This is a genomic window from Burkholderia sp. BCC0322 (assembly GCF_902833045.1).
Lineage (GTDB): Bacteria > Pseudomonadota > Gammaproteobacteria > Burkholderiales > Burkholderiaceae > Burkholderia.
The window spans coordinates 106,517-130,552 of sequence record NZ_CADFDU010000011.1; the positions used below are offsets into that span (position 1 = coordinate 106,517).

A 24,036-nucleotide genomic window follows, 5' to 3' on the forward strand; every position below is an offset into this window, starting at 1 on the left:
GGTGTCAGACGCCGGCCGTCTCGGTCGCCGCGACCTCACCGCCGCCCTTCAGCGCCTGGCGCAGCTTGTTGCGGTCGAGCTCCTTCTCCCAGGCCGACACGACGACCGTCGCCACGCCGTTGCCGACGATGTTGGTCAGCGCGCGGCATTCGCTCATGAAGCGGTCGATGCCGAGGATCAGCACCATGCCCGACAGCGGGATCGTCGGCACGACGGCCAGCGTCGCGGCGAGCGTGATGAAGCCCGCGCCCGTGACGCCGCTCGCGCCCTTCGACGTCAGCATCGCGACCGCCAGCAGCGTGAGCTGCTGCATCCACGTCAGTTCGATGTTGGTCGCCTGCGCGATGAACAGCACGGCCATCGTCATGTAGATGTTGGTGCCGTCGAGGTTGAACGAATAACCGGTCGGCACGACGAGGCCGACGACCGAACGCGAGCAACCGGCCTTCTCGAGCTTTTCCATCAGCTGCGGCAGCGCGGCTTCCGACGAGCTCGTGCCGAGCACGATCAGCAGCTCTTCCTTGATGTAGGACACGAAGCGGATGATCGAGAAGCCCGTGACGCGCGCGATCGTGCCGAGCACGACGAGCACGAACACGACCGACGTCAGGTAGAACGTGCCGATCAGCTTGAGCAGCGGCACCAGCGAGCCGACGCCGTACTTGCCGATCGTAAACGCCATCGCGCCGAACGCGCCGATCGGCGCCAGCTTCGTGACGATGTGCACGATGCCGAACAGCACGCGCGTGAGCCCGTCGATGAAGTCGGTCACGACGCGGCCGCGCTCGCCGAGGTGCGCGAGCACGCTGCCGAACAGCAGTGCGATCAGCAGGATCTGCAGGATCTCGCCCTGTGCGAACGCATCGACCATCGTGTTCGGGATGATGTGCATCAGGAAGTCGACCGTCGACTGCCCGTGCGCCTTCGCCGCGTACGACGCAACGGCCTTGCCGTCGAGCGTCGCCGGATCGATGTTGAAGCCGACGCCCGGACGCAGGATGTGCGTGGCCGCGAGGCCGAGCACCAGCGCGAAGGTCGACACGACCTCGAAATACAGCAGCGCCTTGCCGCCGACGCGGCCTACCTTCTTCATGTCCTCCATGCCGGCGATGCCGGTCACGACCGTACAGAAGATGATCGGGCCGATCACCATCTTGATCAGCTTGATGAAGCCGTCGCCGAGCGGCTTCATGTCGGTGGCGAGCGCCGGATAGTAGTGGCCGAGGATCACGCCGACGATGATGGCGAAGATCACCTGCACATAGAGCACTTTGTAGAAGGGTTTCTTCTTCACGATGGTTCCTGCAGAAGTAGATGAGCCGATGGAAACGGCGTCACGCGCGCAGGCGAATGCCAGGGGAGTCATTCGCCCGCGCGGCTGCCGTGCCGCAACAAGCGATGCCTCAAGACATCCGGAGGGGGAGGAAGGCAGTGGTCATCGATTGTCTCCTTGCTTGCTGTAGTAGTTCGGCCGGGGGGATGGCCGTGCGCTTTGTATTGCAAGGTCGATGCCAGGTTCCCGGAACCCTTCAAACCTTTGTTTTCATTGTATTTCTCATAATGCGGCAGGCAAGGAAATCCGGCATTCCGGATTTCCGGAAAATATCCGTCCGGCGATCCGGACGGATGTGCTCATTCGTCAGACCAATCAATGCTGCACGGCGCGGCCGGCCAGCACGCCCGTCTGCGCGTAGAACTCCTGCTGCGCGAAGGCCTCGCGCTCGCGCCTGGCGCGCTCGCCGCGATCCGCGAGCGAGCCGACGACGATCCCGACGAACGCGAGCGGCACCGACACGAGCGCCGGGTTGTCGAGGAACACCGGCGCGTACGCGTGGTGCAGCACGTCGACCCACACCGACTTCGACAGCACCGTGAGCGTGACCGCCGACCCGAGGCCCAGGGCGCCGCCGAGCACCGCGCCGCGCGTGGTCATCCCGCGCCAGAAGATCGACATCGCGAGCACCGGGAAATTCGCGCTCGCGGCCACCGCCGCGACGAGGCCGACCATGAACGCGACGTTCACATGCTCGAACAGGATCGACAGCCCGATCGCGACCGCCGACAGCGCGATCGTCGCCGCGCGCGAAATGCGCATCTCGACGCGTTCGTCGGGCTTGCCGCGCGCCCACATCTGCGCATAGAGGTCGTGCGAGATCGTCGTCGCGCCGGCGAGCGTCAGGCCCGCGACCACCGCGAGGATCGTCGCGAACGTGACGGCCGCGATGAAGCCGTAGAACCAGTTCCCGCCGACCGCCTGCGCGAGCTTCACCGCGACCATGTTCGAGCCGCCGAGCAGGTCGTGCGTGAGGTTGAACGTGCCGTTCGCGCCGAGCCTGAAGAACTCCGGATGCTGCGCGAGCAGCACGATCGCCGAGAAGCCGATCACGAAGGTCAGCAGGTAGAAGTAGCCGATGAAGCCGGTCGCGTAAAACACCGACTTGCGGGCCTCCTTCGCGTTCGGCACGGTGAAGAAGCGCATCAGGATGTGCGGGAAGCCGGCCGTGCCGAACATCAGCGCGATGCCGAGCGACAGCGCATTGGCCGGATCGCGAATCAACTTGCCGGGGCCCATGATCGACAGCGCGCCCGGATGCACGGCCACCGCGCGGCGGAACATCTCGTCGATGCTGAAGCCGAATTCGCCGAGCGCGAGCACGACGAGCAGCGTCGCGCCGCACAGCAGCAGCACGGCCTTGATCACCTGCACCCAGGTGGTCGCGGTCATCCCGCCGAAGAACACGTACACGACCATCAGCACGCCGACGATCAGCTCGGCCGTGCCGTACGACAGCCCGAACAGCAGCTGGATCAGCTTGCCCGCGCCGACCATCTGCACGACGAGGTACAGCACGACGATCGTCAGCGAATTCGCGGACGTCAGCAGCCGGATCGGCCGCTGCGCGAAGCGGTACGCGACGACGTCGACGAACGTGAACTTGCCGAGGTTGCGCAGCGGCTCGGCGATCAGGAACATCACGAACGGCCAGCCGACCAGAAAGCCGATCGAGTAGATGAGCCCGTCGAAGCCGAACATGAACACCATCCCGGACAGCCCGAGGAACGACGCGGCCGACATGTAGTCGCCCGCGATCGCGAGCCCGTTCTGCAGCCCGGTGATGCCGCCGCCGGCCGTATAGAAGTCGCGCGTCGAGCGCGTGCGGCGCGCGGCCCAGCGCGTGAGCGCGAGCGTCGCGAACACGAACGCGAAGAACATCCCGATCGCGACCGGGTTCAGTTCGACCTTGTAGGGCATCGGGCCCGCGACCGATACGGCACGCGCGGCGGAAGAAACGAGCGCCAACGGAACAGCGAGCGCGCCGGGCGCGATCGAAGCATGTCGCATGTCGGCCTCCGTCAAGGACGCTGCAGGATCGCGTCGACGCGGCGGTCGAACGCACGGTTCGCGCGCAGCACGTAGCACGCGGTCAGGCCGATCGCGACCAGGATGATCGCGACGCCCGTGGCGATCCCGACCGTCGTCGTCGCGCCGCGGTACAGCGGCGCGGCGAGCACGTGCGGCGCGAGCGCGACGAGCAGGATGAAGCCGTAGTACGTGGCGATCATCAGCGCCGTCAGCGTGAAGCTGAAGCGGCGCCGCGCACGCACGAGCTGCTGGTAGTCACGGCGCGCCGTGACCGATTCGATGACGGAAAGCTCCATGGTGTCTGTCTCCTGTCCCATGCTTGGCGGTCGCCCGGCGCCGGCCCTTCAGCGCCCGCGCCGGTCCCGCCGAATGCCCTCGTCGTGTCGCGAGCGAGGTGTTGTGGATGGCCGGCGCGTCAACCGATCCGCCCGCGCCGCGGCGGAGAAAGGCAATCCGGTGAAAGGGACGATGCGCGCGCTCAGACCACGCGCTCGGCACGCAGCCGCGCAACCTCGTCGACCGACATGCCGAGCCAGCTCCCGAGCACCGCATCCGTATCGGCACCGAGCACCGGCGGCGCACCGCGCACCGGCAATCGCGCGCCGTCGAACCGATACGGCGGCGCAAGCACGTCGACGCCGCCCGCGACCGGGTGCGGCTGCCGCGTGACGAGCCCCGCGCTCGTCGCGCGCTCCGACTTCAGCGCTTCATGCAGCCCGAGCACTTCGCCGCACGGAATGCCCGCATCGGCGAGCGCCGCGAGCAACGTCGCGCGCGACCGGCGTGCGAGTTCGCCGCGAATCTCGGGCAGCAGGTCCGCACGGTTTTCGGAGCGGCCGAGATTGGTCTTGTATCTCGTGTCGGCCGCGAGGTCGGGCCGTTCGATCGCATCGCAGAAGCGCGCGAACTGCGTGTTGTTGCCGACCGTGATCACGAGCGGGCCGTCGGCCGCGTCGAACACGCCGTACGGCACGATCGACGGATGCGCGTTGCCGTAGCGCGGCGGGTCCTCGCCCATCAGCAGCGCGTCGAGCCCGTAGTACGCGGTGATCATCAGCCCGCAGTCGAACAGCGCCATCTCGATGCGCCGCCCGCGCCCCGTCGCATGGCGCTCGTACAGCGCGGCGAGGATCGCCTGCGCCGAATACATGCCGGTGAACAGGTCGACCGCCGCGACGCCGAACTTCAGCGGCGGCTGGCCGGCCTCGCCGTTCAGCGCCATCAGCCCGGCCTCGCCCTGCACGACGAGGTCGTAGCCGGGCCGCGCGGCCTCGGCGCCCGAGCGGTCGTAGCCGGAGATCGCACAATGCACGAGGCGCGGATTCAGCTCGGCCAGCGCGTCGTAGCCGAGCCCGAGCTTTTCCGCGCCGCCGAACTTGAAGTTGTGAAGCACCACGTCGGCCTGCGCGGCCAGCTCGCGCGCGAGCCGCCGCCCTTCGCCGGTCTGCAGGTCGAGACAGATCGAGCGCTTGCTGCGGTTCACGCTGTTGAAGTAGGTCGTCTCGGTGTCGCCGATCCTCAGGCCCCAGTCGCGCGTGTCGTCGCCGTGCGCCGGGTGCTCGACCTTGATTACTTCCGCGCCGAAATCGGCGAGCACCATCGCACACCACGGCCCCGCCAGCACGCGCGAGAAATCGAGCACCTTCACGCCGGCCAGCGGCAATGCGCGCGATTCGTTCGTCATCCTTGTCTCCTCCATTCGCGTGGTGCGTTTTTACTGTTTCGACAGCGCGATGTAGCGCGCGAGATGGTGATCCTCGTCGCCGAGCTGGTGATCGATCATCACGAGGCGCTTCGCGTAGTGCGACAGCGGCAGCTCCCACGTCATCCCGATCCCGCCGTGCAGCTGGATGCTCTCTTCCGCGACGAGCGTGCCGATCCGGCCGATGCTGGTTTTCGCCGCCGCGAGCGCGCGTTCACGCACCACGCGCGGCGCATCGAGCTGCGCGGCCGCGTTGATCACGGCCGAGCGCGCCTGCTCGACTTCGAGCAGCAGGTCGGCCATCCGGTGCTGCAGCGCCTGGAAGCTGCCGATCGGCATGCCGAACTGCTTGCGGGTGCGCAGGTAGTCGAGCGTGTACTCCTTCGCGACGTCCATCGCGCCGAGCGCTTCCGCCGACAGCGCGAGCAACCCGTAGCCGAGCACGCGTTCGAGCAGCTCGGCGCCGGCTTCGCCGTCGTGTGCGCCGAGCGCGGCATCGGCCGGCAGCGCGACGCGTTCGAAGCGCACTTCGGCCGCGCGGCCGCCGTCGATCTTCCGGTAGTCGCGCAGCGATACGCCCGGCGCGTCGGCCGGCACGACGAACAGGCCGATGCCGGCCGCGTCGTCATCGTGACCTGACACGCGCGCGCTGACGACGAAGAACGCCGCCTGCGCGGCCTGGTCGACGACGCCCTTCGCGCCCGTCAGCACCCAGCCGTCGCCCGAGCGTTCGGCGCGCGTGCGCACGGTCGTCAGTTCGTAGTGCGAGCCAGGCTCGTCGTGCGCGAACGCGGCGCTCGCGCTGCCGTCGATCAGCGCGGCGAGCCGGTCGCGATGCGCGGCACTGCCGGCGAGCGACAGCGCGCGGCCCGCGAGCAGCGCGCCGAGGAACGGCTCGACAACGAGCCCGCGCCCGAGGCATTCGAACACCACGGCGATGTCGAAGCCCGCGCCGCCGAACCCGCCGTCGGCTTCGGAAAACAGCGCGCCGACGGTGCCGAGTTCGGCAAAGCGCTGCCACATCGCGCGATCGAAACCTTCGGCCGACTGCGCGATGCGATCGCGCACCGGGAACGCGTACTGTTCGGCGATGAAGCGGTTCAACGTATCCGCCAGCATCCGGCGGTCTTCTGTGTGCTGGAAATCCATCGTCGCGTCCCTCGTTACAGCCCGAGCATCATCTTCGCGATGATGTTCTTCTGGATCTCGTTCGAGCCGCCGAAGATCGACAGCTTCCGGTTGTTGAAATACTGCTGCGCGGCGCTCGCGGCTTCGTCCGGGCCGACCGGCTCGCCGTCGTAATCGGCATCCAGTGCTTCCTCGACGAACGGCTGCGCATACGGCCCCATCGCGCGCCGCATCAGCGCGGTGATCTCCTGGCGGATCTGCGTGCCGCGGATCTTCAGCATCGAGCTTTCCGCGCCCGGCGCGCCGCCGCCCGCGACCGCGGCCAGCACGCGCAGGTTGGTCGTGCGCATGTTCTCGAGCTCGATCTCGACACGGGCGACGCGCGCCGCGAAGAACGGATCGTCCGCGAGCGGCCGGCCGTTCTTCGTGACCTTCGCGGCGACCGCGCGCAACCGGTCGAGCGCGGCCGTCGAGAAGCCGATGCCGGCGATGTTGGTGCGCTCGTACGTGAGCAGGTATTTCGCGTAGGTCCAGCCGCGGTTCTCTTCGCCGACGAGGTTGGCCGCCGGCACGCGCACGTCGGTGAAGAACACCTCGTTCACCTCGTGCTCGCCGTCGAGCGTGATGATCGGGCGAACCTCGACGCCCGGCGTGTTCATGTCGATCAGCAGGAAGCTGATGCCTTCCTGCTTGCGCACGTCGGTCGCGGTGCGCACGAGGCAGAAGATCATGTTCGCGTAGTGGCCGAGCGTGGTCCACGTCTTCTGGCCGTTCACGACGTAGTGCTCACCCTGCGCGTCGACGCCGCGCACCGCGCTCGTCTTCACCGCCGCGAGGTCGGACCCGGCGCCCGGCTCCGAGTAGCCCTGGCACCACCAGTCGGTGCCGTCGAGGATGCGCGGCAGCCAGTGGCGCTTCTGCGCTTCGTTGCCGTACTTGATCAGCACGGGGCCGAGCATGTTCACGCCGAACGGCACGATGCGCGGCGCACCCGCGAGCGCGCATTCGTTGTCGAACAGGAACTTCTGCGCGACGCTCCAGCCGGGGCCGCCGTATTCGCGCGGCCAGTGGCTCGCGAGCCAGCCGCGCGCGTTGAGGATGGCATGCCATTCGCGCATGTCGTCGCGCGTGAGATGCAGGCCGCCCTTCACCTTGCGCGCGATGCGCGCGGGCAGTTCGGCTTGCAGGAAGCGCTGCACTTCCGTGCGGAAGGCTTCCTCTTCGGGAGTGAAATTGAGGTCCATCTTCGGTCCGTGGCAAATGCGGTGGGCGTTCAGTCGATGCGGTTCAGGCTCGCGAAATCCGCGCCGCGCGCGACGAGATCGACGAGCAGCGGCGACGGCTTCCAGAACAGCGGATCCTCCTTCGCGAACGCGCGGATATCGGCGAGCACATTCGCGAGGCCGATCGTGTCCGCGTAATGCATCGGGCCGCCGCGATAGCGCGGGAAGCCGTAGCCGTACAGGAACACCGCATCGACATCGAGCGGGCGCAGCGCGATCTTCTCGTGCACGACGTTCGCGCCTTCGTTGATCATCGCGGCGAGGTAGCGGCGCAGGATCTCGGCGTCGGTGAACCGGCGCGGCGTGACGCCCTTCTTCGCGCGCTCTTGCGCGACGATCGTCTCGACTTCCGGGTCCGGCGTGCCGACGCGCGCACCGTCCGGATACAGGTAGTAGCCGCGTGCCGTCTTCTGGCCGAACCAGCCGCGCTCGCACAGCCGGTCGGAAATCTCCACGTAGCGCGCCCGCGGGTCGCGCGTCGCCGCGCGGCGCTTGCGGGTCGCCCAGCCGATGTCGCCGCCCGCGAGGTCGACGACCTGGAACGGCCCCATCGGGAAGCCGAATTCGCGCACCGCGCGATCGATCTGGTACGGCGACGCGCCGTCTTCCATCAGGTAGTCGGCCGCCGTGCGATAGACGGCGAGGATCCGGTTGCCGATGAAGCCGTCGCACACGCCCGCGCGCACCGGCGTCTTCTTCAACTGCTTCGCGAGCGCGAACGCGGTCGCGACGACATCCGCGCTCACGCGTGCCGGCACGACGATCTCGAGCAGTTTCATCACGTTGGCCGGCGAGAAGAAATGCAGGCCGATCACGTCGGCCGGCCGGTCGATGCTCGCGGCCAGCGCGTCGATGTCGAGATACGACGTGTTGGTGGCGAGCACCGCGCCCGGCTTGCACACCCGCGCGAGTTCGGCGAACACGGCCTGCTTCACGGCCATGTCCTCGAACACGGCCTCGATCACGACGTCGGCCTGCGCGAGCGCATCGTACGACGTGCTGCCCTTGAAGCGCGCGAGCCGCGCGGCGTGCGCGGCCGGCGTCATCCGGCCTTTCGCGACGAGGCCGTCGTACACCTTCTCGACGTGCGCGCGGCCACGCGCGAGCGATGCTTCGTCGCGTTCGATCATCGTCACCGGCAGCCCGGCATCGAGCGCCGCGACCGCGATGCCCGCGCCCATCGTGCCGCCGCCGACCACGCCGATCCGCTCGACCGGCCGCGCGCTCGCGCGCCGCGCTTCGGGCGCCTTCGCCGCTTCACGCTCCGCGAAGAACGCATGCACGAGGCCCGCGCGCTGCGGGCTGTCGATGCATTGCAGGAACAGGGTGCGCTCGAGCTTCATCCCCGCGTCGAACGACTGCGTGAGCGCGGCCTCGACCGCGTCGACGATCTTCGCGGGCGAGAACAGGCCGCGCGATTTCTTCGGCAGCTCCGCGCGCGCCGCATCGATCGCGGCCTGCGCGGACGCGCGGTCGGCGAGCCCCTGCGCATCGCGCGTGCGGCGCACCGGCGCGCCGAGCGACACGAGTTCCTGCGCGTAGGCGAGGCCTTCGGCGAGCGTGTCGTCGCTGTGCGCGAGACGGTCGACCAGGCCCAGCGCGAGCGCTTCTTCGGCGCTTGCATGACGGCCCGTCAGCATCAGGTCGAGCGCGGCCTTCGCGCCGATCAGGCGCGGCGCGCGCTGCGTGCCGCCCGCGCCGGGCAGCAGGCCGAGCGTGACTTCGGGCAGCCCGAGCTTCGCGCCGGGCACCGCGAGCCGGTAATGCGCGGCGAGCGCGACCTCGAGGCCGCCGCCGAGCGTCGCGCCGTGCAGCGCGACCACGACCGGCTTCGCGCCGGACTCGATCCGCTCGCATACATCGGGCAGCGACGGCGGCACCGGCGGCTTGCCGAACTCGCGGATGTCGGCGCCCGCGATGAAGTTGCGGCCGGCGCCGACGATCAGCACCGCGCGGATCGCGTCGTCGGCCCGCGCGGCGTCGAGCGCGTCGGCGAGGCCGCGCCGCACGTCGGCCGACAACGCGTTGACGGGCGGGTGGTCGATCGTGACGACGAGCACCTTGTCGCGCCGCTCGCGCGTGACGATGCCGGCAGGGCTGATGGGGGAAGCGGGTGAGTTCATCGTGTCTCCTTGACGCGGCGGCCGGTGCGTCGACGCCGGTTCGTGGCTCGCGGCCACGCGAGCGGCGCCGGGGCACCAGCCCCGGTCCCGCACGAAGCGGGACAAGATCCGGCCTGACGCCGGGCATGACCCGATTCTCGATTGATCTAGATTCATTGACAATTCCCGCACGCCTTTACAAGCTGTCAAGTCTGACTTGACATTGAATGCTTTCCAACCGTTAAACGGGACGGATCAGGAGCACACGCATGGACCTGAACGCGCTGACGCTGCTCGTCGAGATCCTCGACGCCGGCAATCTCAGCAAGGCCGCGCAGCGGCTCAAGATGAGCCGCGCGAACGTCAGCTACCGGCTGAACCAGCTCGAGCGCTCGATCGGCCAGCAGCTCGTGCGGCGCACGACGCGGCGCATCGAGCCGACCGAGATCGGGCTGAAGCTGTACGAGCACGGCCGGCGCATCCGCAACGAGCTGCTCGCCGCGCAGGAATCGGTGACGACGCTCGGCCAGGACCTGCAGGGCCGCGTGCGGCTGTCGGTGCCGAGCGGCTATGGGCAGATGGTGATGTCCGACTGGCTGCTCGCGTTCAAGCGGCTGCATCCGGGCATCGTGCTCGACGTCGTGTTCGAGAATCGCGTGGAAGACCTGATGCGCGACGAGATCGACATCGCGGTGCGCGTGATGCCCGAGCCGCCGCAGAACCTCGTCGCGCGCGACATGGGCGCGGTGCGCTACGTCGCGTGCGCGTCGGCCGCATTCGCGGCCGCGCACGGGATGCCGTCAAGCCTCGGCGCGTTGTCGGCCGCCCCCGTCGTCACCGCGACGGTGATGGGCCGGCAGCTCAGGATCGCCGCGTATCTCGGCGACGAGCGCCACGAGGTGCTGCTCGAACCCACGCTGATATCGGAGAACTTCCTGTTCCTGCGGCAGGCGATCCTCGGCGGGATCGGCGTCGGCATCGTGCCCGACTACGTGGTGCAGGACGACATCCGGCGCGGCACGGTCGTCACGTCGCTCGACGCGTACCGGCTCAGCATCTTCGGCACGCATATGTACATGCTCTACATGCCGAACCGGCACCACACGCGTGCGACGTCGACGTTCATAGAGTTCATCCTCGAACAGGCCGGAAAGACCGGCCGGGGCGGGCCCGGCGCGATGCGTCAGGGTTTCCTGTCGGGTGACAAGCCGCCGGCCGCGCAGCGACAATAGCGCGCCCGGGAGCGGGCAGCCGCGTTGTGCCCGCACCGTCGCCTCCTTCGAATTCACTGCCGCCGAGGGTTCAATGTTCGACCGGATTCGTCCGCATTCGCGCTCCTGGACGCTGCTCGCCGCCGTCGCGCTCGTCGCGTTCAACACCGGCTGCACGTCCCCGTCCACGCCGTCGTCGGGCGCGGTGGTGCCCGTCGCCGCCGCATCGGGCGCCGCCGTGCCGCTGCCCGGCTTTCATGCGCCCGAGCTGTCGTCCGGCTGGACCGACAAGCCGGGCTGGACCTCGCAGCACTTCATGATCGCGGCCGCGAACCCGCTCGCGACGCAGGCCGGCTACGACATGCTGAAGGCCGGCGGCACCGCGATCGACGCGGCGATCGCGACGCAGATGGTGCTCGCGCTCGTCGAGCCGCAATCGTCGGGGATCGGCGGCGGCGCGTTCATGCTGTACTTCGACGGCAAGGCGACGCAGGCCTTCGACGGCCGCGAAACCGCGCCGGCCGCCGCGACCGATCGCCTGTTCTACGGGCCGACCGGCCAGCCGATGAGCTTCTACGAAGGTGTCGTCGGCGGGCGCTCGGTCGGCACGCCGGGCGTGCTGCGCATGCTCGACGCCGCGCACCGCGCGCACGGCAAGCTGCCGTGGCGACGACTGTTCCAGCCGGCGATCCGGCTCGCCGTGCACGGCTTCACGATCAGCCCGCGGCTGGCGACGCTGATCGCCAACGACAAGTACCTGAAGAACGACCCGGCCGCGCGCGCGTACTTCTACAACCCGGACGGCACGCCGAAGGCAGCCGGCACGGTGCTGAAGAACCCCGCGCTCGCAACCTTGCTGCGCCAGGTCGCCGAGCGCGGCGCGAACGCGTTCTACAGCGGCGCGATCGCGCGCGACATCGTCACGAAGGTGCGCAGGCACCCGACCAACCCGGGGCTGCTGTCGCTGCAGGATCTCGCGCGCTACAAGGCGAAGGTGCGCGCGCCGCTGTGCACCGACTACCGGCGCTCGGTCGTGTGCGGGATGCCGCCGCCGTCGTCGGGCGGCCTCGCGATCGCGCAGATGCTCGGCATCCTCGAGGCGATGCCCGACTGGCAGCAGATCGGCGCGCAGAAGCCGGTGCGCAACGACGTCGGCTACGAGCCGACCCCGTTCGCCGCGCACCTGTTCAGCGAAGCCGGGCGCCTCGCGTATGCGGACCGCGCGCGCTATGTCGCCGATCCCGATTTCGTGCCACTGCCGGGCGGCAGCTGGGCGAGCCTCACCGACAAGACCTATCTCGCGCAGCGCGCGCACCTGATCGGCGACAGCAGCATGGGCGTCGCGCAGGCCGGCACGCCGCAGGGCGCGACGCTCGCGATGGCCGACGACCGCAGCCCCGAGTTGCCGTCCACGTCCGACATCGCGATCGTCGACCGCGACGGCCAGGCGCTGTCGATGACGACCAGCATCGAGGACGCGTTCGGTTCGCGGCTGATGGTGCGCGGCTTCATGCTGAACAACCAGCTCACCGATTTCTCGTTCGTGTCGAACGACAATGGCCGGCCGGTCGCGAACCGCGTGCAGCCCGGCAAGCGGCCGCGCTCGGCGATGTCGCCGGAGCTCGTGTTCGACAAGAAGACGAAGCAGGTGACGATGGTCGTCGGCTCGGCGGGCGGCCCCGCGATCATCAATCACGTCGCGAAGACGCTGGTCGGCGTGCTCGACTGGGGGATGACGATGCAGCAGGCGATCGCGCTGCCGAACTTCGGGTCGATGAACGGGCCGACGCAGCTCGAGCGCGGCCGCGTGTCGGACGCGCTCGCCGACGGGCTGAAGGGCCGCGGGCACGTCGTGCAGGTCGTCGAGATGAACTCGGGGCTGCAGGGGATCCAGCGGCTGAACGTGCAGGGGCAGACGGTGTGGTTCGGCGGCGCGGATCCGCGGCGCGAAGGGATCGCGATGGGGGATTGAGCGGTTCCCTGCGTGGCGGCGCGACGCGCCGCCGCGATACCGTTCGCCCGTTCCGCCACGACGAAATTCAGACTCGTCCGACAGACGTTGGCCGCCTCCTGTTCACGCGTCTTGTCCAACTGCGACATCCCGATCGATACGCGATTTCCTGTCTCATATCGCTAACTTCAATTTCGTAATTGTCTGATCGACGACGCATCTGCCGCTACGTATAGTCGCTGACTCACGTCTCGGCCATTCGACCCCGGCGTGCCGTTCGCGGACAACGTTGCAACGTCCCGTTGCCAAGAGAAGCAAATCGGCATTGACCGTCCGAATGCACACAATCCATCATTCAGGACTACGATTCATGATACGCCTACTTGCCATCTCCTTCGGCAACGCACGCCCGCACGATTCGACAAAGCGGCAACCCATGACTGCCATCCGCATGTCGGCGCTTGCGCTCTCGGTAAGCGCGTTGGTGCCCGGCTACAGCCATGCTGCCGGCGATCTCGTGCTCGACAAGCTGATAATCATAGACGGAATCGGCGGCCAGCCGGTCGCGGCGGGCGCCGGCTCCATCGCCATCGGTCCCGGCGCGACGGCAAACGGGGAGACCGGCGCCGACAACTCGGCGATCGCGATCGGCTCGAATGTCGTTGCCGACGGGCGAGCTACCGTCGCCGTCGGCGAAAGCGCGAACGTCCACGGCGATCGCTCGAGCGCGTTCGGCGTGTCGTCGAACGTCAATGCGAACCGCGGCCTCGCGCTCGGCGCCGACACGAAGGTCACCGCGCACGGTGCGGTCGCACTCGGCCAGGGCAGCGTCGCCGACCGCACGAACACCGTGTCGATCGGCAACACAGGCAGCGAGCGCCAGCTCGTCAACCTCCGGGCCGGCACGCGCGACACCGACGCAACCAACCTGTCGCAGCTCAAGCCTGTCGTCGACGCACTCGGCGGCGATGCCGCTGTCAGCGCGGACGGTACCGTTCGCGGCCCGAACTACACGATCGACGGGAAATCGTTCAACAACATCGGCAATGCGCTGACGAATCTCGACGGCCGCGTCACGACGATCGACGGCCGCGTCTCAACGGTCGAAACCGACGTCAAGTCGATCCGCACCGACGTCGACGATCTCGGTGCGCAGCTCGACAACGGCACGACAGGCCTCGTCCGGCAGGACCCGGCGAGTCTCGCGATCTCGATCGGCGCCGACAAAGGCGGCACGTCGGTCAGCGTCGCCGGCGCGAACGGCACGCGCACGCTGACCGGCCTGTCGAACGGCACTGGCGACACCGACGCCGTGACGGTCGCGCAGCTCAAGGCGGCCGGCCTGATCGACCCGAACGGCAAGCCGCTCGGCGCGATCGTGTACGACGACCTGACGCTCGACAGCGCGACGCTCGGCGGTGTGGGCGGCACCTTGCTCGACAACGTCAAGGGAGGCGCAATCGCGGCGGGCAGCATGCAGGCCGTCAACGGCGGGCAACTCTTTGCGATGGAGCAGAAGCTCCAGAGCAGCGTCGATTCACTGAATTCCCGCCTGACGAATGTCGAGCAGAACGGCACCGGCGCCAACCCGTCGACGGGCGAGCACGGCAATCAGCTGGCACAGCTCGGCGACGGCTCCGGAGCGACCGGATCGGATTCGATGGCGCTCGGCCAGAACTCGAACGCATCCGGCAATGGCGGCGTCGCGCTCGGGAACAATGCGACGGCATCGGGCAATAATTCGGTCGCGCTCGGCGCGAACTCCGTCGCCGATCGCGACGACTCGGTCTCCGTTGGCTCGCCCGGCCACGAACGACAGATCACCAACGTCAAGGCCGGCACCGCGCCGACCGATGCCGTGAACGTGCAGCAGTTGAACGACCAGATCGGCAGCGTTCGATCCGACATCGATCACTACCGGCGCGACGCAAGCGGCGGCATCGCATCCGCCGTCGCGATCGCGAACCTGCCGCAGGCGTCGCTGGCGGGCGAAAGCATGGTATCGATTGCCGGCGGCACGTACAGCGGTCAATCGGCCGTCGCGTTCGGTTTGTCGACTGCTACCCGCAACGGTCGCTGGGTCATCAAGGCGTCCGGGTCGACCAATACACGAGGCACCGTGGCAGTCGGTGCCGGCGCCGGCTATCGCTGGTAAGCCGTCGCGGCATTGCCGACAGCATCATCCAGAACGGGCCGGGTTTCGATCGATACGAAACCCGGCCCCTTCCTTTCGCGACCCTGTAACGCTCATCACCGTCACGCGTCGCGCCATACACCCGGCATACACCACGCGCGCGCCGTGCCGCCCTATCCTCTCCCCTTCCACGGCACCACCCGCCGCTCGACCCATCGCATCGCGAGATCGAACAGCCATGCGATCGCGCCGATGATCAGGATCCCCATCACGACGATATCCGTGCGCAGGAAGCTCGACGCGTTCAACACCATCTGCCCGAGCCCGGCCGTCGCGGCGACCATCTCGGCCGCAACGAGCGTCGTCCAGCCGAAGCCGATCGCGATCCGCAGCCCGGTGAGAATTTCCGGCAGCGCGGCCGGCAGCACCACATGCCGCACGATCTGCGCGAAGCTGCCGCCGAGCGAATACGCGGCGTTGATCTGCTCGACCGTCGCCGCACGCACGCCGGCACGTGCGGCCATCGCGATCGGCGCGAAGCACGCGAGGAAGATCACGACGAGCTTCGCCGTTTCGTCGATGCCGAACCAGATCACGACGAGCGGCAGGTACGCGAGCGGCGGCAGCGGCCGGTAGAACTCCAGCAGCGGATCGAGCACGCCGCGCGCGACGCGGCTCACGCCCATCAGGATGCCGGCCGGCACGCCGACCGCGGTCGCGAGCAGGAACGCGCCGAACACGCGCGCGGCGCTCCACAGCAGATGTTCGGACAGCGGCAACCCGCCCTGGATGCGGCCATGCCATGCATCTACGAATGCCGTCCACACGGCTTCCGGTGCGGGTAGGAACAGCGGCGGCAACCACTGGCGATGCGTGGCGACCCACCACAGCACGGCCAGCGCCGCGATCGTCGCCACGCTCAACCCGGCCGTCTTCCCTTCCCCCGGCAACCGGTAGCGCCGCGACGACGGTACACGACGTTCCGCCGCCCGAGTCCGCATGCGATCGCCCTGCTCGACACCTGCGGCCGTCGCGTCGGCCGTCCACGAATCCTGCGTGCTCATGCTGTCCTGCCTGTGCAAAGTGCTGATCCGACCGCGTCCGACCGACGCGCCCTGTCGCGCGAGTTCATGCATCACGCGGCCACCTCGGCCGCTTCGTCGCGATGCAGATACGCGATCAGCCGCTCGCGCCACGCGATGAAATCCGGTGAAGACTTCACCGCCCGCGCATCGCGCGATTCGACGTAGCGGCGCGCGAACGGCAGTTCGAAGGTTTCCGCGATCCGGCCGGGGCCGGGCGTCATCACGACGAGACGCGTCGCGAGGAACAGCGCCTCCTCGACGTCGTGCGTGATGAAGAACACCGTCTTGCCGGTGCGCGCCCACACGTCGAGCACGAGCGCCTGCATCGTGCCGCGCGTCAGCGCGTCGAGCGCGCCCATCGGCTCGTCCATCAGCAGCACGCGCGGGTCGCTTGCGAGCGCGCGCGCGATGCCGACCCGCTGCTGCATCCCGCCGGACAGCTCGTACACCCGCGCATGCGCATGACCGTCGAGCCCGACGAGCGCGAGCATTTCCCGCGCCCGCGCTTCGCGTTCGGCTTTCGACACGCGCGCGAAGCGCAGCCCGAGCGCGACGTTGTCGAGCACGTTAAGCCACGGCAGCAGCGCGTATTTCTGGAACACGACGCCGCGATCGGCGCCGGGCCCCGTGACCGGCACGCCGTCGACGCGCACGTCGCCGGTGGTCGGCGCGACGAAGCCGGCCATGCAGTTCAGCAGCGTCGTCTTCCCGCACCCGGACGCGCCGAGCGCGACGACGAATTCGCCGGCCTCGATGCGCAGGTCGACGCGTGCGAGCGCCTGCGTCGTCGGCCTGCCGCGCTCGCCCGGATAGGCCACCGAAACCTGACGGACTTCCAGCGTACTCATGCTCGGGACTCCGCGATGTTCGCCGCGCTCAGCGCGCTGCCTTCTGCACGAACTGCGGATCGACGCCGGCCGAGTAGTCGGCGAGCACCGTCTGGATCGTGCCTTGCGATTTGAGGAACGTGGCGGTGGCCGCGAGCGACTTCGCGGCGCCCGATTGCGCACCGCCGCCGAGCCACGTCGGCGACGCCTGCTCGGCCGCCGTCGGGAATGCATAGAGCGCGAGGCTGGCCGGCACGTCCTGCGCGTTCGCGCCCGATACCTTCGCGACCGCCGCGACCTGCGGCGAGCCGACCTTCCACGCCGCCGCATGCGCGCGATAGTCGGCATCGGCGGCGGCCAGCACCTTCACGAAACGCGTGACGAACTCGGGGTTCTCGCGCGCGAACTTGCGGCTCACGACGAAGCCGTCGAAGGTCGCCTTGCCGCTTTCTTTCGCCACTTGCCCCGACGTGGTCAGCACGGTGCCCGACTGCTTGACCTTCGCGAGCACCGGATCCCAGATGTAGGTCGCGTCGATGTCGCCGCGCGCCCACGCCGCCGCGACTTCGGGCGGGCGCAGGTTGACGATCTTCACGTCGTTCGGGTTGACGCCCGCGGCCTGCAGCGCGACGAGCGTGTGGAAATGCGACGTCGACACGAACGGCACGCCGATCTTCCTGCCCTTCAGCGCCGCGATACTCGTGACGCCGGAACCGTTGCGCGCGACGAGCGCCTCGGCGTCGTTGATGTTGTCGAGCACCCAGAACAGCGAGATGTCGAGCCCCTGCGACAGGCCGGCCGCGATCGGGCTCGAGCCGGCTTCGCCGAGCTGCACGGAGCCCGACGCGAGCGCGCGGATCACGTCGGCGCCGCTGTCGAGCTTGCGGAACGTCACCTTGTAGCCGGTCGCCTTTTCGACTTCACCGCTCGCCTGCGCGTAGCGCCACGGCACGACCATGTCCTGGTACGCGATCACGACTTCGCGCGATTCGGCGTGCGCCGCGCCGAGCGCGGCAAAGGCGGTCAGTGCGACGACGGCGCGGCGGATGAAGCTGAAACGGGACATGCGGCTCTCCTTCGGAATGCGGGCGTTGCTGCGGGAGAGCCGACTATAGGAGCTTTGCGCGCGGCGGGAGCGAACTTATCCTGCGAAGCTATCGATGCCGTTTCAGCTTTGCTTTTCATGCTCGACCGGATTGCGCGTCCGGTCGGGTGACGATTGCCGTGCGACCGCAGGAATGGCGGCCGCACCAGCAAAAAAAGCCCGCATCGCTGCGGGCTTTGTTCGGGTTCGCCGGAAGACAACGAAAGCAACGGCGCTCAGACCACCCCGGCCCCGTGCGCCTGCAGATCCGCGTGATAGCTCGACCGCACCATCGCGCCGACGGCCGCGTGCGTGAAGCCCATCTTATACGCCTCTTCCTCGTACATCTTGAACGTATCCGGATGCACGTACGCACGCACCGGCAGGTGGTGCTCGGACGGCTGCAGGTACTGGCCGATCGTCAGCATGTCGACGTCGTGCGCGCGCAGGTCGCGCATCACCTGCAGGATTTCCTCTTCCGTTTCGCCGAGGCCGACCATCAGGCCCGACTTCGTCGCGACGTCCGGATGCAGCGCCTTGAAGTCCTTCAGGAGCTTCAGCGAGTGCGCGTAGTCCGAACCCGGGCGCGCTTCCTTGTACAGGCGCGGCACCGTTTCGAGGTTGTGGTTCATCACGTCCGGCGGCGCGGCGTTCAGGATCGAGATCGCGCGGTCGAGACGGCCGCGGAAATCCGGCGTCAGGATCTCGATGCGCGTTTCCGGCGACTGCTCGCGCACTTCGCGAATGCACTCGACGAAGTGGCCGGCGCCACCGTCGCGCAGGTCGTCGCGGTCGACGCTCGTGATCACCACGTACTTGAGCTTCAGCGCGGCGATCGTGCGCGCGAGGTTCTTCGGTTCATCCGCGTCGAGCGGATCGGGGCGGCCATGGCCGACGTCGCAGAACGGGCAGCGGCGCGTGCACTTGTCGCCCATGATCATGAACGTTGCCGTACCCTTGCCGAAGCATTCGCCGATGTTCGGGCAGCTCGCTTCCTCGCACACCGTATGCAGGTTGTGCTCGCGCAGGATCGTCTTGATCTCGTTGAAACGCGAACTGCCGGTGGCCGCCTTCACGCGGATCCACTCGGGCTTCTTCAGCTTCTCGATCGGAATGACCTTGATCGGGATGCGCGCCGTCTTCGCCTGCGCCTTCTGCTTGGCGGTCGGATCGTAGGCAGCGGTCGCGGCCGAATCGGCCGGTGCGGGAGAAGCGGTAACGTCAGTCATTCGATTGTTCCAGTGCGTGCGGCTTGTCGGCGGCCGCGGATGCGCCGTCGAGGTTGGCGATCAGACGGCGCACCAGCGTATGGGCGACGTCGTTCCAGTCGGCGGCAACCTCGAGGCTCGCCATGTCGACGGTTTCCAGTCCGGCATAGCCGCACGGGTTGATCGCAAGAAACGGGCGCAGATCCATCTTCACGTTCAGGCTCAGCCCGTGATAGCTGCAGCCGTTACGGATCTTCAGGCCGAGGGCCGCGATTTTCGCGCCCTCGTGCACGCCGGATGCCACGTAGATCCCGGGCGCGCCCGCCTTGCGGACCGAAGCGAGATTATACGCCGCGAGGGTTTCGATCACGGCCTCCTCGATCTTCGTCACCAGCGTGCGCACCATCAGCTTGCGCCGGCGCAGGTCCAGCAGCAGGTAGGCGACGATCTGGCCGGGGCCGTGGTAGGTGATTTGCCCGCCGCGGTCGACCTTCACGAGCGGCACGCCGCTGTCGGCTACCAGCAGGTGGGCCGGGTCGCCGGCCTGGCCGAGCGTGTAGACGGGCGGGTGCTCGACCAGCCAGATCTCGTCGCCGGTGTCGGCCGTGCGCGTGTCGGTGAACGCGCGCATTGCGTCGAAACTCGCCTCGTAGGTCTCGACGCCCCGCCAGCGCACGGTGACCGACTGGGCCGGCTGATCCGGTGACCCGGCGGGCGATGCGGAAACGGCAACAGGCGTGGACACGATGGAAACCGGCGAAACGGACATGGGCGGTAGTTTACCGAAAACCCGTGGGTCTCGCCGGCCTGGGAGAAGGGACGGATCGCCGGTATCCGTCGGAGGAAATGATGGTCAGACGGTGCGCCATCCGTCATGGAGCAGCGCGGTCACGCGTTCGCGCAACCGTGCCAGCCCGCCGAGCGCGACTTCCCGCGGCGGCCGCGACACCGAGAATGCCACGCACGTGCCCTCCCGGCCTTCCGCGCTGAGCCACAGCCGCTCGCCGCGGCGCAGCTTCAGCGTTTCACCGTCGACCAGGAAGTAGTCGTTGACGTCGTTGCTGCGCGTCGCCCACACCGGCCCGCGCTGCACCACCAGCCGCGTGCTGCGTTGCACCTTCATCGGCACGGTTTCGCCCGCGGGGATTTCGAACGTGATGCTTGAAGAAATTTCTTGCATGATCGACTCCGCCAATAAATGCTTCGATGGCTACAATCGTAGTCACTTCAAGGCGTCCGACAAAACGACCAATTTTCACGTCGATGTGAGGAAAATTAGCAAATGGACCTCCGCCAGCTACCTGCGCTGAACGCGATTCGCGCGTTCGAAGCCGCCGCCCGTCACGAGAATTTCTCGCGCGCCGCCGACGAGCTGTTCGTCACGCACGGCGCGGTCAGCCACCAGGTGCGCGCGCTCGAGGAGGAGCTCGGCGTGCAGCTGTTCACGCGCAACGGCAAGCGGCTGTGCCTGACCGACGCCGGCATGCGCTACGCACAGCAGATCCGCACCGCGCTGATGGTGATCGCCGATGCGACCCGCGACGTGCGCGCGAGCGACCGCGACCGGCGGCTCGTGGTGTCGATGCTGTCGTCGTTCGCCGCGCGCTTCATCACGCCGCGCATCGGCACGTTCATCGAGCGGCATCCGGAAATCGACGTCGAACTGCAGTCGACCAACTCGCTCACCGATTTCGCGCGCGACGACGTCGATCTCGCGATCCGCTTCGGCCAGGGCAACTATCCGGGGCTGCATGTCGAGCCGCTGTTCGACGAGGTGTTCTTTCCGGCGTGCGCGCCGACGCTGAACGGCGGCAAGCTGCCGCAAACGCCCGCCGATCTCGCGCACTACACCCTGCTGCGCTCGGACGACGAGCTGTGGCGCCCGTGGTTCGACGCGGCCGGGCTCAAGACGCTGACCGAGCCGAAGCGGGGGATTCTGTACCAGGATTCGTCGAACCTGCTGCTGGCCGCGATCGACGGCCAGGGCATCGCGCTGGTGCGCCGCTCGCTCGCGGTGCACGACCTGCTCGACGGACGCATCGTGCGCCTGTTCGACATCGACGGGCCGAGCCCGTGGCACTATTTCTTCGTGTGTCCGCCGCCGCTGCTGAACACGCCGCGCGTGCAGGCGTTCCGGAACTGGCTGTTCGAGGAAGTCGCCGAATACAAGCGGCTGTGCGACGAGCTGGACGCGCGGCGCGCGGCGGGAAAGCGTCCCGCCGAGTGCGCGCAGGAAGGAGGATGGAGGGCGCTTAGAGCACAACCTTGACCATCGGATGGCCGGTCAGTGCGCGGTAGATGTTGTCGAGCTGTTCCTGGCTCGTCGCCCGCACGGTGATCGTGAGGCCCGTGTAATTGCCGCCGCTCGACGCACGCTCCTCGATCTTCTCGACATCGATCTCGTTGTCGTGAACGGCCACGACCTTGAAGATCGTGTCCTTGAACTCGGGGTGCGCCTTGCCCATGATCTTGATCGGGAAATCGCACGGGAACTCCAGCAGCGACTCCTTCCGGGTATCGATCGCGCCGGTCACCTCGATGGTTTTGGTCGGTTCGCTCATCATTTTCTCCGGGTTAGGTCAAACTGTTCAAACTCGCGCGCCTTCGCGCGCTGGTACGCGTCATACAACGCCGCGAACACGGGGCCAGGCTTGCCGCCCTGCACGGGCAGATCGTCGAGCGACGTGACGGGCAGCACTTCCTTCGTGGCCGACGTGATCATGATTTCGTCGGCCGCGCGCAACTCCACTTCGCTGATCTCGCGTGCAACGAACGGGATCTTGCATTCATCCGCCAGCTCCTCGATCAGCGCGTAGCGGATCCCTTCGAGGATCTTGTTGCTGCGCGGCGGTGCGAGCAGTTCGCCGTTCTTCACGATCCACACGTTCGACGACGAGCCTTCCGTCAGGTTGCCGTCGCGCAGTTGCAGCGTCTCGAACGCATCGCGTTCGGCCGCATGCTGCGCCATCAGCACGTTGCCGAGCAGCGAGATCGACTTGATGTCGCAATGCAGCCAGCGGCGATCCTCGGCCGTCACGCAGCGCACGCCCTGCGCGCGTTCTTCGGCGGACGGCAGGCGCAGCGGGCTCGTCATCATGAACACCGTCGGCACCGCGTTCGCCGGGAACGCGTGGCCGCGCTTCGCGACGCCGCGCGTCACCTGCAGGTAGACGAGCGCGTTGCCGTCGCCGAGGCCTTCGGCGTTCGCCGCGACCACCCGCTCGATCAGCGCGCGCCAGCCCGCCGCATCGTGCGGGCTCGCGATGCCGATCTTCTTCAGGCTGCGCTCGAGCCGCGCCAGATGCTGCTCGATCCGGAACGGCACGTGCGCGCCGTCGTGCGCATAGACGGGAACGACTTCATACACGCCGTCGCCGAAGATGAACCCGCGGTCGAGCACCGGTACGCGGGCTTCCGACAGCGGCACCATTTCCTCCTGCGACGACACGCTGAGGTAGACGATCGGTTCGAATTCGGCTTGGCTCATAACGATGACAGATGGGGATGAAGTCGTGAAAACAAAGGCCCGTCGTGCTTACTTCTTCTTGCTGAACATCAGCAGGATCGAGTCCCAGATACGCCCGAAGATACCCGCTTCCGGCACCGCCTGCAGCGCGACGACCGGGAATTCCGACAGCGTCTTGCCGTCGGCGACGATCTTCACGGTGCCGACCTGCTGGCCTTGCGCGAGCGGCGCGATCAGCGGCGCGTTGACGTCGACTTCCGTCTTGACCTTGTCGCCGAGGCCGCGCGGCACGGTCGCCCACTGGTCGCCCTGCACGCCGACCTGCACGGTGTTGTCCTTGCCCTTGTAGATGCGCGGCGTCGAGATCGCCTGGCCGCCCTTGAACAGGCGCACCGAATCGAACGCGCTGTAGCCGTAGTTCAGCATCTTCATGCTGTCCTGCGTGCGCTCGCCTTCCTTCTGCTCGCCCATCATCACCGACACCAGGCGGCGCTGACCGTCCACACCCGGAATCGCGCGCTTCGCCGACGCGATCAGGCAGTAGCCGGCCGCTTGCGTATGGCCCGTCTTCAGGCCGTCGACCGTCGGGTCGAGCCACAGCAGCCGGTTGCGGTTGCCCTGGCGGATGTTGTTGTACTTGAATTCCTTCTCCGAGAAGATGCTGTAGTACTGCGGAAAATCGCGGATCAGGTGGGCGGACAGCTTCGCGAGGTCGCCGGCCGTCGTGTAGTGGTTCGGGTCGGGCATGCCGTTCACGTCGGCGAAGTGCGTGCCCTTCATGCCGAGGCGCTGCGCCTCGGCGTTCATCAGCGTGACGAACTGCCCTTCGCTGCCGCCGACGAGTTCGGCCAGCGCGATCGCGGCGTCGTTGCCCGACTGGATGATCATCCCGTACACGAGATCGTGCACGGACACCGGCTTGTTCGCCTCGATGAACATGCGCGACTCGTCGCGGCCGACGCGGCGCACGGCTTCGCTCGGCGTGACGATCTGCTCCATCGAGATCTTCTTCTTGTCGAGCGCCTCGAACACGAGGTACGCCGTCATCAGCTTCGTGAGCGATGCGGGCTCGACGCGTTCATCGGCATTGCCCGACGCGAGCACCGTGTTGCTGGTCGCATCGACGAGCACCCACGAGCGCGCATTCACGCCCGGCGGCGGCACCGCGCCCGGCATGTAGGTCGCAGGCGCGCCGGTGAACTGCTCGGTGGCGGCCGGCGCTGCATGCGCGGCCCGGGCCTTGGCGGCCGGCTTCGCCTCGGCGACGACGATCGTCGACGCGAGCGCGACAGGCAGCATCACGCCGAGCGCGACGTTGCGCGCGGCGGTGCCGAAGGCGATGGAAGAAGCGAGGGACTTGAGGCCTTGGGGAGACAGACGCATGATCGATTCAGGCTGATGGCAGAAAGTGCGGTGCGAAACGCGCAGGGTTGAACGGCAAGGCGGCGGGCGTTTCGGGCACTCGCCCGAGATCGTCGGGCGACGCGAAAC

General features: G+C 67.9%; 20 protein-coding genes. 4 read left to right on the plus strand and 16 right to left on the minus strand.

Translation table 11 applies throughout. The features are described 5' to 3' along the window. Positions 1-4: 4 nt before the first annotated feature. The 7 genes from HWX39_RS26460 to HWX39_RS26490 form a co-directional block, all read right to left on the minus strand. The gene (locus HWX39_RS26460; RefSeq protein WP_175951439.1) at positions 5-1,294 is read right to left on the minus strand and encodes a dicarboxylate/amino acid:cation symporter; all 1,290 of its coding nucleotides are present in this window, start codon (positions 1,292-1,294) and stop codon (positions 5-7) included. A 354-nt stretch (positions 1,295-1,648) separates the two neighbouring features. Further along, positions 1,649-3,343, minus strand: coding sequence for a cation acetate symporter (locus tag HWX39_RS26465; protein ID WP_175970712.1), 1,695 nt, complete (start codon positions 3,341-3,343; stop codon positions 1,649-1,651). Positions 3,344-3,354: 11 nt separating this feature from the next. After that, on the minus strand, positions 3,355-3,660 hold the full coding sequence (locus HWX39_RS26470; protein WP_175951437.1) for a DUF485 domain-containing protein: 306 nt from the start codon (positions 3,658-3,660) through the stop codon (positions 3,355-3,357). Between the two features lie 182 nt (positions 3,661-3,842). Then, positions 3,843-5,048 carry a CaiB/BaiF CoA-transferase family protein gene (locus HWX39_RS26475; RefSeq protein ID WP_175970713.1) on the minus strand — a complete coding sequence of 402 codons (1,206 nt, stop codon included), beginning with the start codon at positions 5,046-5,048 and terminating at the stop codon, positions 3,843-3,845. A 30-nt stretch (positions 5,049-5,078) separates the two neighbouring features. Then, positions 5,079-6,215, minus strand: coding sequence for an acyl-CoA dehydrogenase family protein (locus HWX39_RS26480; RefSeq protein WP_175970714.1), 1,137 nt, complete (start codon positions 6,213-6,215; stop codon positions 5,079-5,081). A 14-nt stretch (positions 6,216-6,229) separates the two neighbouring features. Further along, complete coding sequence (locus tag HWX39_RS26485) at positions 6,230-7,438, minus strand: acyl-CoA dehydrogenase family protein (RefSeq protein WP_175970715.1); 1,209 nt, start codon at positions 7,436-7,438, stop codon at positions 6,230-6,232. 29 nt (positions 7,439-7,467) lie between these two features. Beyond that, positions 7,468-9,600, minus strand: coding sequence for a 3-hydroxyacyl-CoA dehydrogenase NAD-binding domain-containing protein (locus tag HWX39_RS26490; RefSeq protein WP_175970716.1), 2,133 nt, complete (start codon positions 9,598-9,600; stop codon positions 7,468-7,470). Between the two features lie 248 nt (positions 9,601-9,848). Here HWX39_RS26490 and HWX39_RS26495 point away from each other — a divergent pair, with 248 nt between their 5' ends. From HWX39_RS26495 to HWX39_RS26505, 3 genes are all read left to right on the plus strand, one after another. Further along, a complete protein-coding gene (locus HWX39_RS26495; RefSeq protein ID WP_175970717.1) occupies positions 9,849-10,811 on the plus strand; it encodes a LysR family transcriptional regulator in 963 nt (320 codons plus the stop codon). A gap of 73 nt (positions 10,812-10,884) precedes the next feature. After that, a complete protein-coding gene (gene ggt / locus HWX39_RS26500; RefSeq protein ID WP_175970718.1) occupies positions 10,885-12,762 on the plus strand; it encodes a gamma-glutamyltransferase in 1,878 nt (625 codons plus the stop codon). Between the two features lie 415 nt (positions 12,763-13,177). Further along, a complete protein-coding gene (locus HWX39_RS26505) occupies positions 13,178-14,896 on the plus strand; it encodes a YadA family autotransporter adhesin (protein WP_244135104.1) in 1,719 nt (572 codons plus the stop codon). Between the two features lie 152 nt (positions 14,897-15,048). On the opposite strand, the gene HWX39_RS26510 is transcribed toward HWX39_RS26505, so the two are convergent. From HWX39_RS26510 to HWX39_RS26535, 6 genes are all read right to left on the minus strand, one after another. Further along, entirely contained in the window at positions 15,049-16,011 is a 963-nt protein-coding gene (locus HWX39_RS26510; protein ID WP_175970818.1) for an ABC transporter permease subunit, read from the minus strand. Next, positions 16,011-16,808: an ABC transporter ATP-binding protein gene (locus tag HWX39_RS26515; RefSeq protein WP_175970720.1), complete on the minus strand. Its 798-nt coding sequence runs from the start codon at positions 16,806-16,808 to the stop codon at positions 16,011-16,013. Before HWX39_RS26515 ends, HWX39_RS26510 begins: the two co-directional genes overlap by 1 nt. Positions 16,809-16,836: 28 nt before the next feature. Further along, positions 16,837-17,853, minus strand: a complete 1,017-nt coding sequence (gene tauA, locus HWX39_RS26520) for a taurine ABC transporter substrate-binding protein (protein WP_175970721.1) — start codon at positions 17,851-17,853, stop codon at positions 16,837-16,839. Between the two features lie 254 nt (positions 17,854-18,107). Continuing rightward, positions 18,108-19,100: a lipoyl synthase gene (gene lipA / locus HWX39_RS26525; protein WP_006753858.1), complete on the minus strand. Its 993-nt coding sequence runs from the start codon at positions 19,098-19,100 to the stop codon at positions 18,108-18,110. Next, positions 19,093-19,848, minus strand: a complete 756-nt coding sequence (gene lipB, locus HWX39_RS26530) for a lipoyl(octanoyl) transferase LipB (RefSeq protein ID WP_175970722.1) — start codon at positions 19,846-19,848, stop codon at positions 19,093-19,095. Before lipB ends, lipA begins: the two co-directional genes overlap by 8 nt. A gap of 84 nt (positions 19,849-19,932) precedes the next feature. Beyond that, positions 19,933-20,259, minus strand: coding sequence for a DUF2917 domain-containing protein (locus HWX39_RS26535; protein WP_174974766.1), 327 nt, complete (start codon positions 20,257-20,259; stop codon positions 19,933-19,935). A 102-nt stretch (positions 20,260-20,361) separates the two neighbouring features. Between HWX39_RS26535 and HWX39_RS26540 the strand changes: the two genes are divergently transcribed. Further along, positions 20,362-21,348 carry a transcriptional regulator GcvA gene (locus HWX39_RS26540; RefSeq protein WP_175970723.1) on the plus strand — a complete coding sequence of 329 codons (987 nt, stop codon included), beginning with the start codon at positions 20,362-20,364 and terminating at the stop codon, positions 21,346-21,348. Here the strand turns inward: HWX39_RS26540 and HWX39_RS26545 are convergent. The 3 genes from HWX39_RS26545 to HWX39_RS26555 are packed head-to-tail and all read right to left on the minus strand — an operon-like array spanning position 21,332 to position 23,928. Further along, a complete protein-coding gene (locus HWX39_RS26545) occupies positions 21,332-21,640 on the minus strand; it encodes a YbeD family protein (RefSeq protein ID WP_011353335.1) in 309 nt (102 codons plus the stop codon). The two genes, HWX39_RS26540 and HWX39_RS26545, sit on opposite strands and share 17 nt — an antisense overlap. After that, on the minus strand, positions 21,640-22,566 hold the full coding sequence (locus HWX39_RS26550) for a D-amino acid aminotransferase (RefSeq protein WP_175951423.1): 927 nt from the start codon (positions 22,564-22,566) through the stop codon (positions 21,640-21,642). Before HWX39_RS26550 ends, HWX39_RS26545 begins: the two co-directional genes overlap by 1 nt. A gap of 48 nt (positions 22,567-22,614) precedes the next feature. After that, complete coding sequence (locus HWX39_RS26555) at positions 22,615-23,928, minus strand: D-alanyl-D-alanine carboxypeptidase family protein (protein WP_175970724.1); 1,314 nt, start codon at positions 23,926-23,928, stop codon at positions 22,615-22,617. Between the last annotated feature and the right edge of the window lie 108 nt (positions 23,929-24,036).

Bases quoted from the DNA above. Each gene is read 5' to 3' on its own strand.
- HWX39_RS26465 (WP_175970712.1), bottom strand. From the start codon at position 3,343: ATGCGACATGCTTCGATCGCGCCCGGCGCGCTCGCTGTTCCGTTGGCG.
- HWX39_RS26470 (WP_175951437.1), bottom strand. From the start codon at position 3,660: ATGGAGCTTTCCGTCATCGAATCGGTCACGGCGCGCCGTGACTACCAG.
- HWX39_RS26475 (WP_175970713.1), bottom strand. From the start codon at position 5,048: ATGACGAACGAATCGCGCGCATTGCCGCTGGCCGGCGTGAAGGTGCTC.
- HWX39_RS26480 (WP_175970714.1), bottom strand. From the start codon at position 6,215: ATGGATTTCCAGCACACAGAAGACCGCCGGATGCTGGCGGATACGTTG.
- HWX39_RS26485 (WP_175970715.1), bottom strand. From the start codon at position 7,438: ATGGACCTCAATTTCACTCCCGAAGAGGAAGCCTTCCGCACGGAAGTG.
- HWX39_RS26490 (WP_175970716.1), bottom strand. From the start codon at position 9,600: ATGAACTCACCCGCTTCCCCCATCAGCCCTGCCGGCATCGTCACGCGC.
- HWX39_RS26495 (WP_175970717.1), top strand. From the start codon at position 9,849: ATGGACCTGAACGCGCTGACGCTGCTCGTCGAGATCCTCGACGCCGGC.
- ggt (WP_175970718.1), top strand. From the start codon at position 10,885: ATGTTCGACCGGATTCGTCCGCATTCGCGCTCCTGGACGCTGCTCGCC.
- HWX39_RS26505 (WP_244135104.1), top strand. From the start codon at position 13,178: ATGACTGCCATCCGCATGTCGGCGCTTGCGCTCTCGGTAAGCGCGTTG.
- HWX39_RS26510 (WP_175970818.1), bottom strand. From the start codon at position 16,011: ATGCATGAACTCGCGCGACAGGGCGCGTCGGTCGGACGCGGTCGGATC.
- HWX39_RS26515 (WP_175970720.1), bottom strand. From the start codon at position 16,808: ATGAGTACGCTGGAAGTCCGTCAGGTTTCGGTGGCCTATCCGGGCGAG.
- tauA (WP_175970721.1), bottom strand. From the start codon at position 17,853: ATGTCCCGTTTCAGCTTCATCCGCCGCGCCGTCGTCGCACTGACCGCC.
- lipA (WP_006753858.1), bottom strand. From the start codon at position 19,100: ATGACTGACGTTACCGCTTCTCCCGCACCGGCCGATTCGGCCGCGACC.
- lipB (WP_175970722.1), bottom strand. From the start codon at position 19,848: ATGTCCGTTTCGCCGGTTTCCATCGTGTCCACGCCTGTTGCCGTTTCC.
- HWX39_RS26535 (WP_174974766.1), bottom strand. From the start codon at position 20,259: ATGCAAGAAATTTCTTCAAGCATCACGTTCGAAATCCCCGCGGGCGAA.
- HWX39_RS26540 (WP_175970723.1), top strand. From the start codon at position 20,362: ATGGACCTCCGCCAGCTACCTGCGCTGAACGCGATTCGCGCGTTCGAA.
- HWX39_RS26545 (WP_011353335.1), bottom strand. From the start codon at position 21,640: ATGAGCGAACCGACCAAAACCATCGAGGTGACCGGCGCGATCGATACC.
- HWX39_RS26550 (WP_175951423.1), bottom strand. From the start codon at position 22,566: ATGAGCCAAGCCGAATTCGAACCGATCGTCTACCTCAGCGTGTCGTCG.
- HWX39_RS26555 (WP_175970724.1), bottom strand. From the start codon at position 23,928: ATGCGTCTGTCTCCCCAAGGCCTCAAGTCCCTCGCTTCTTCCATCGCC.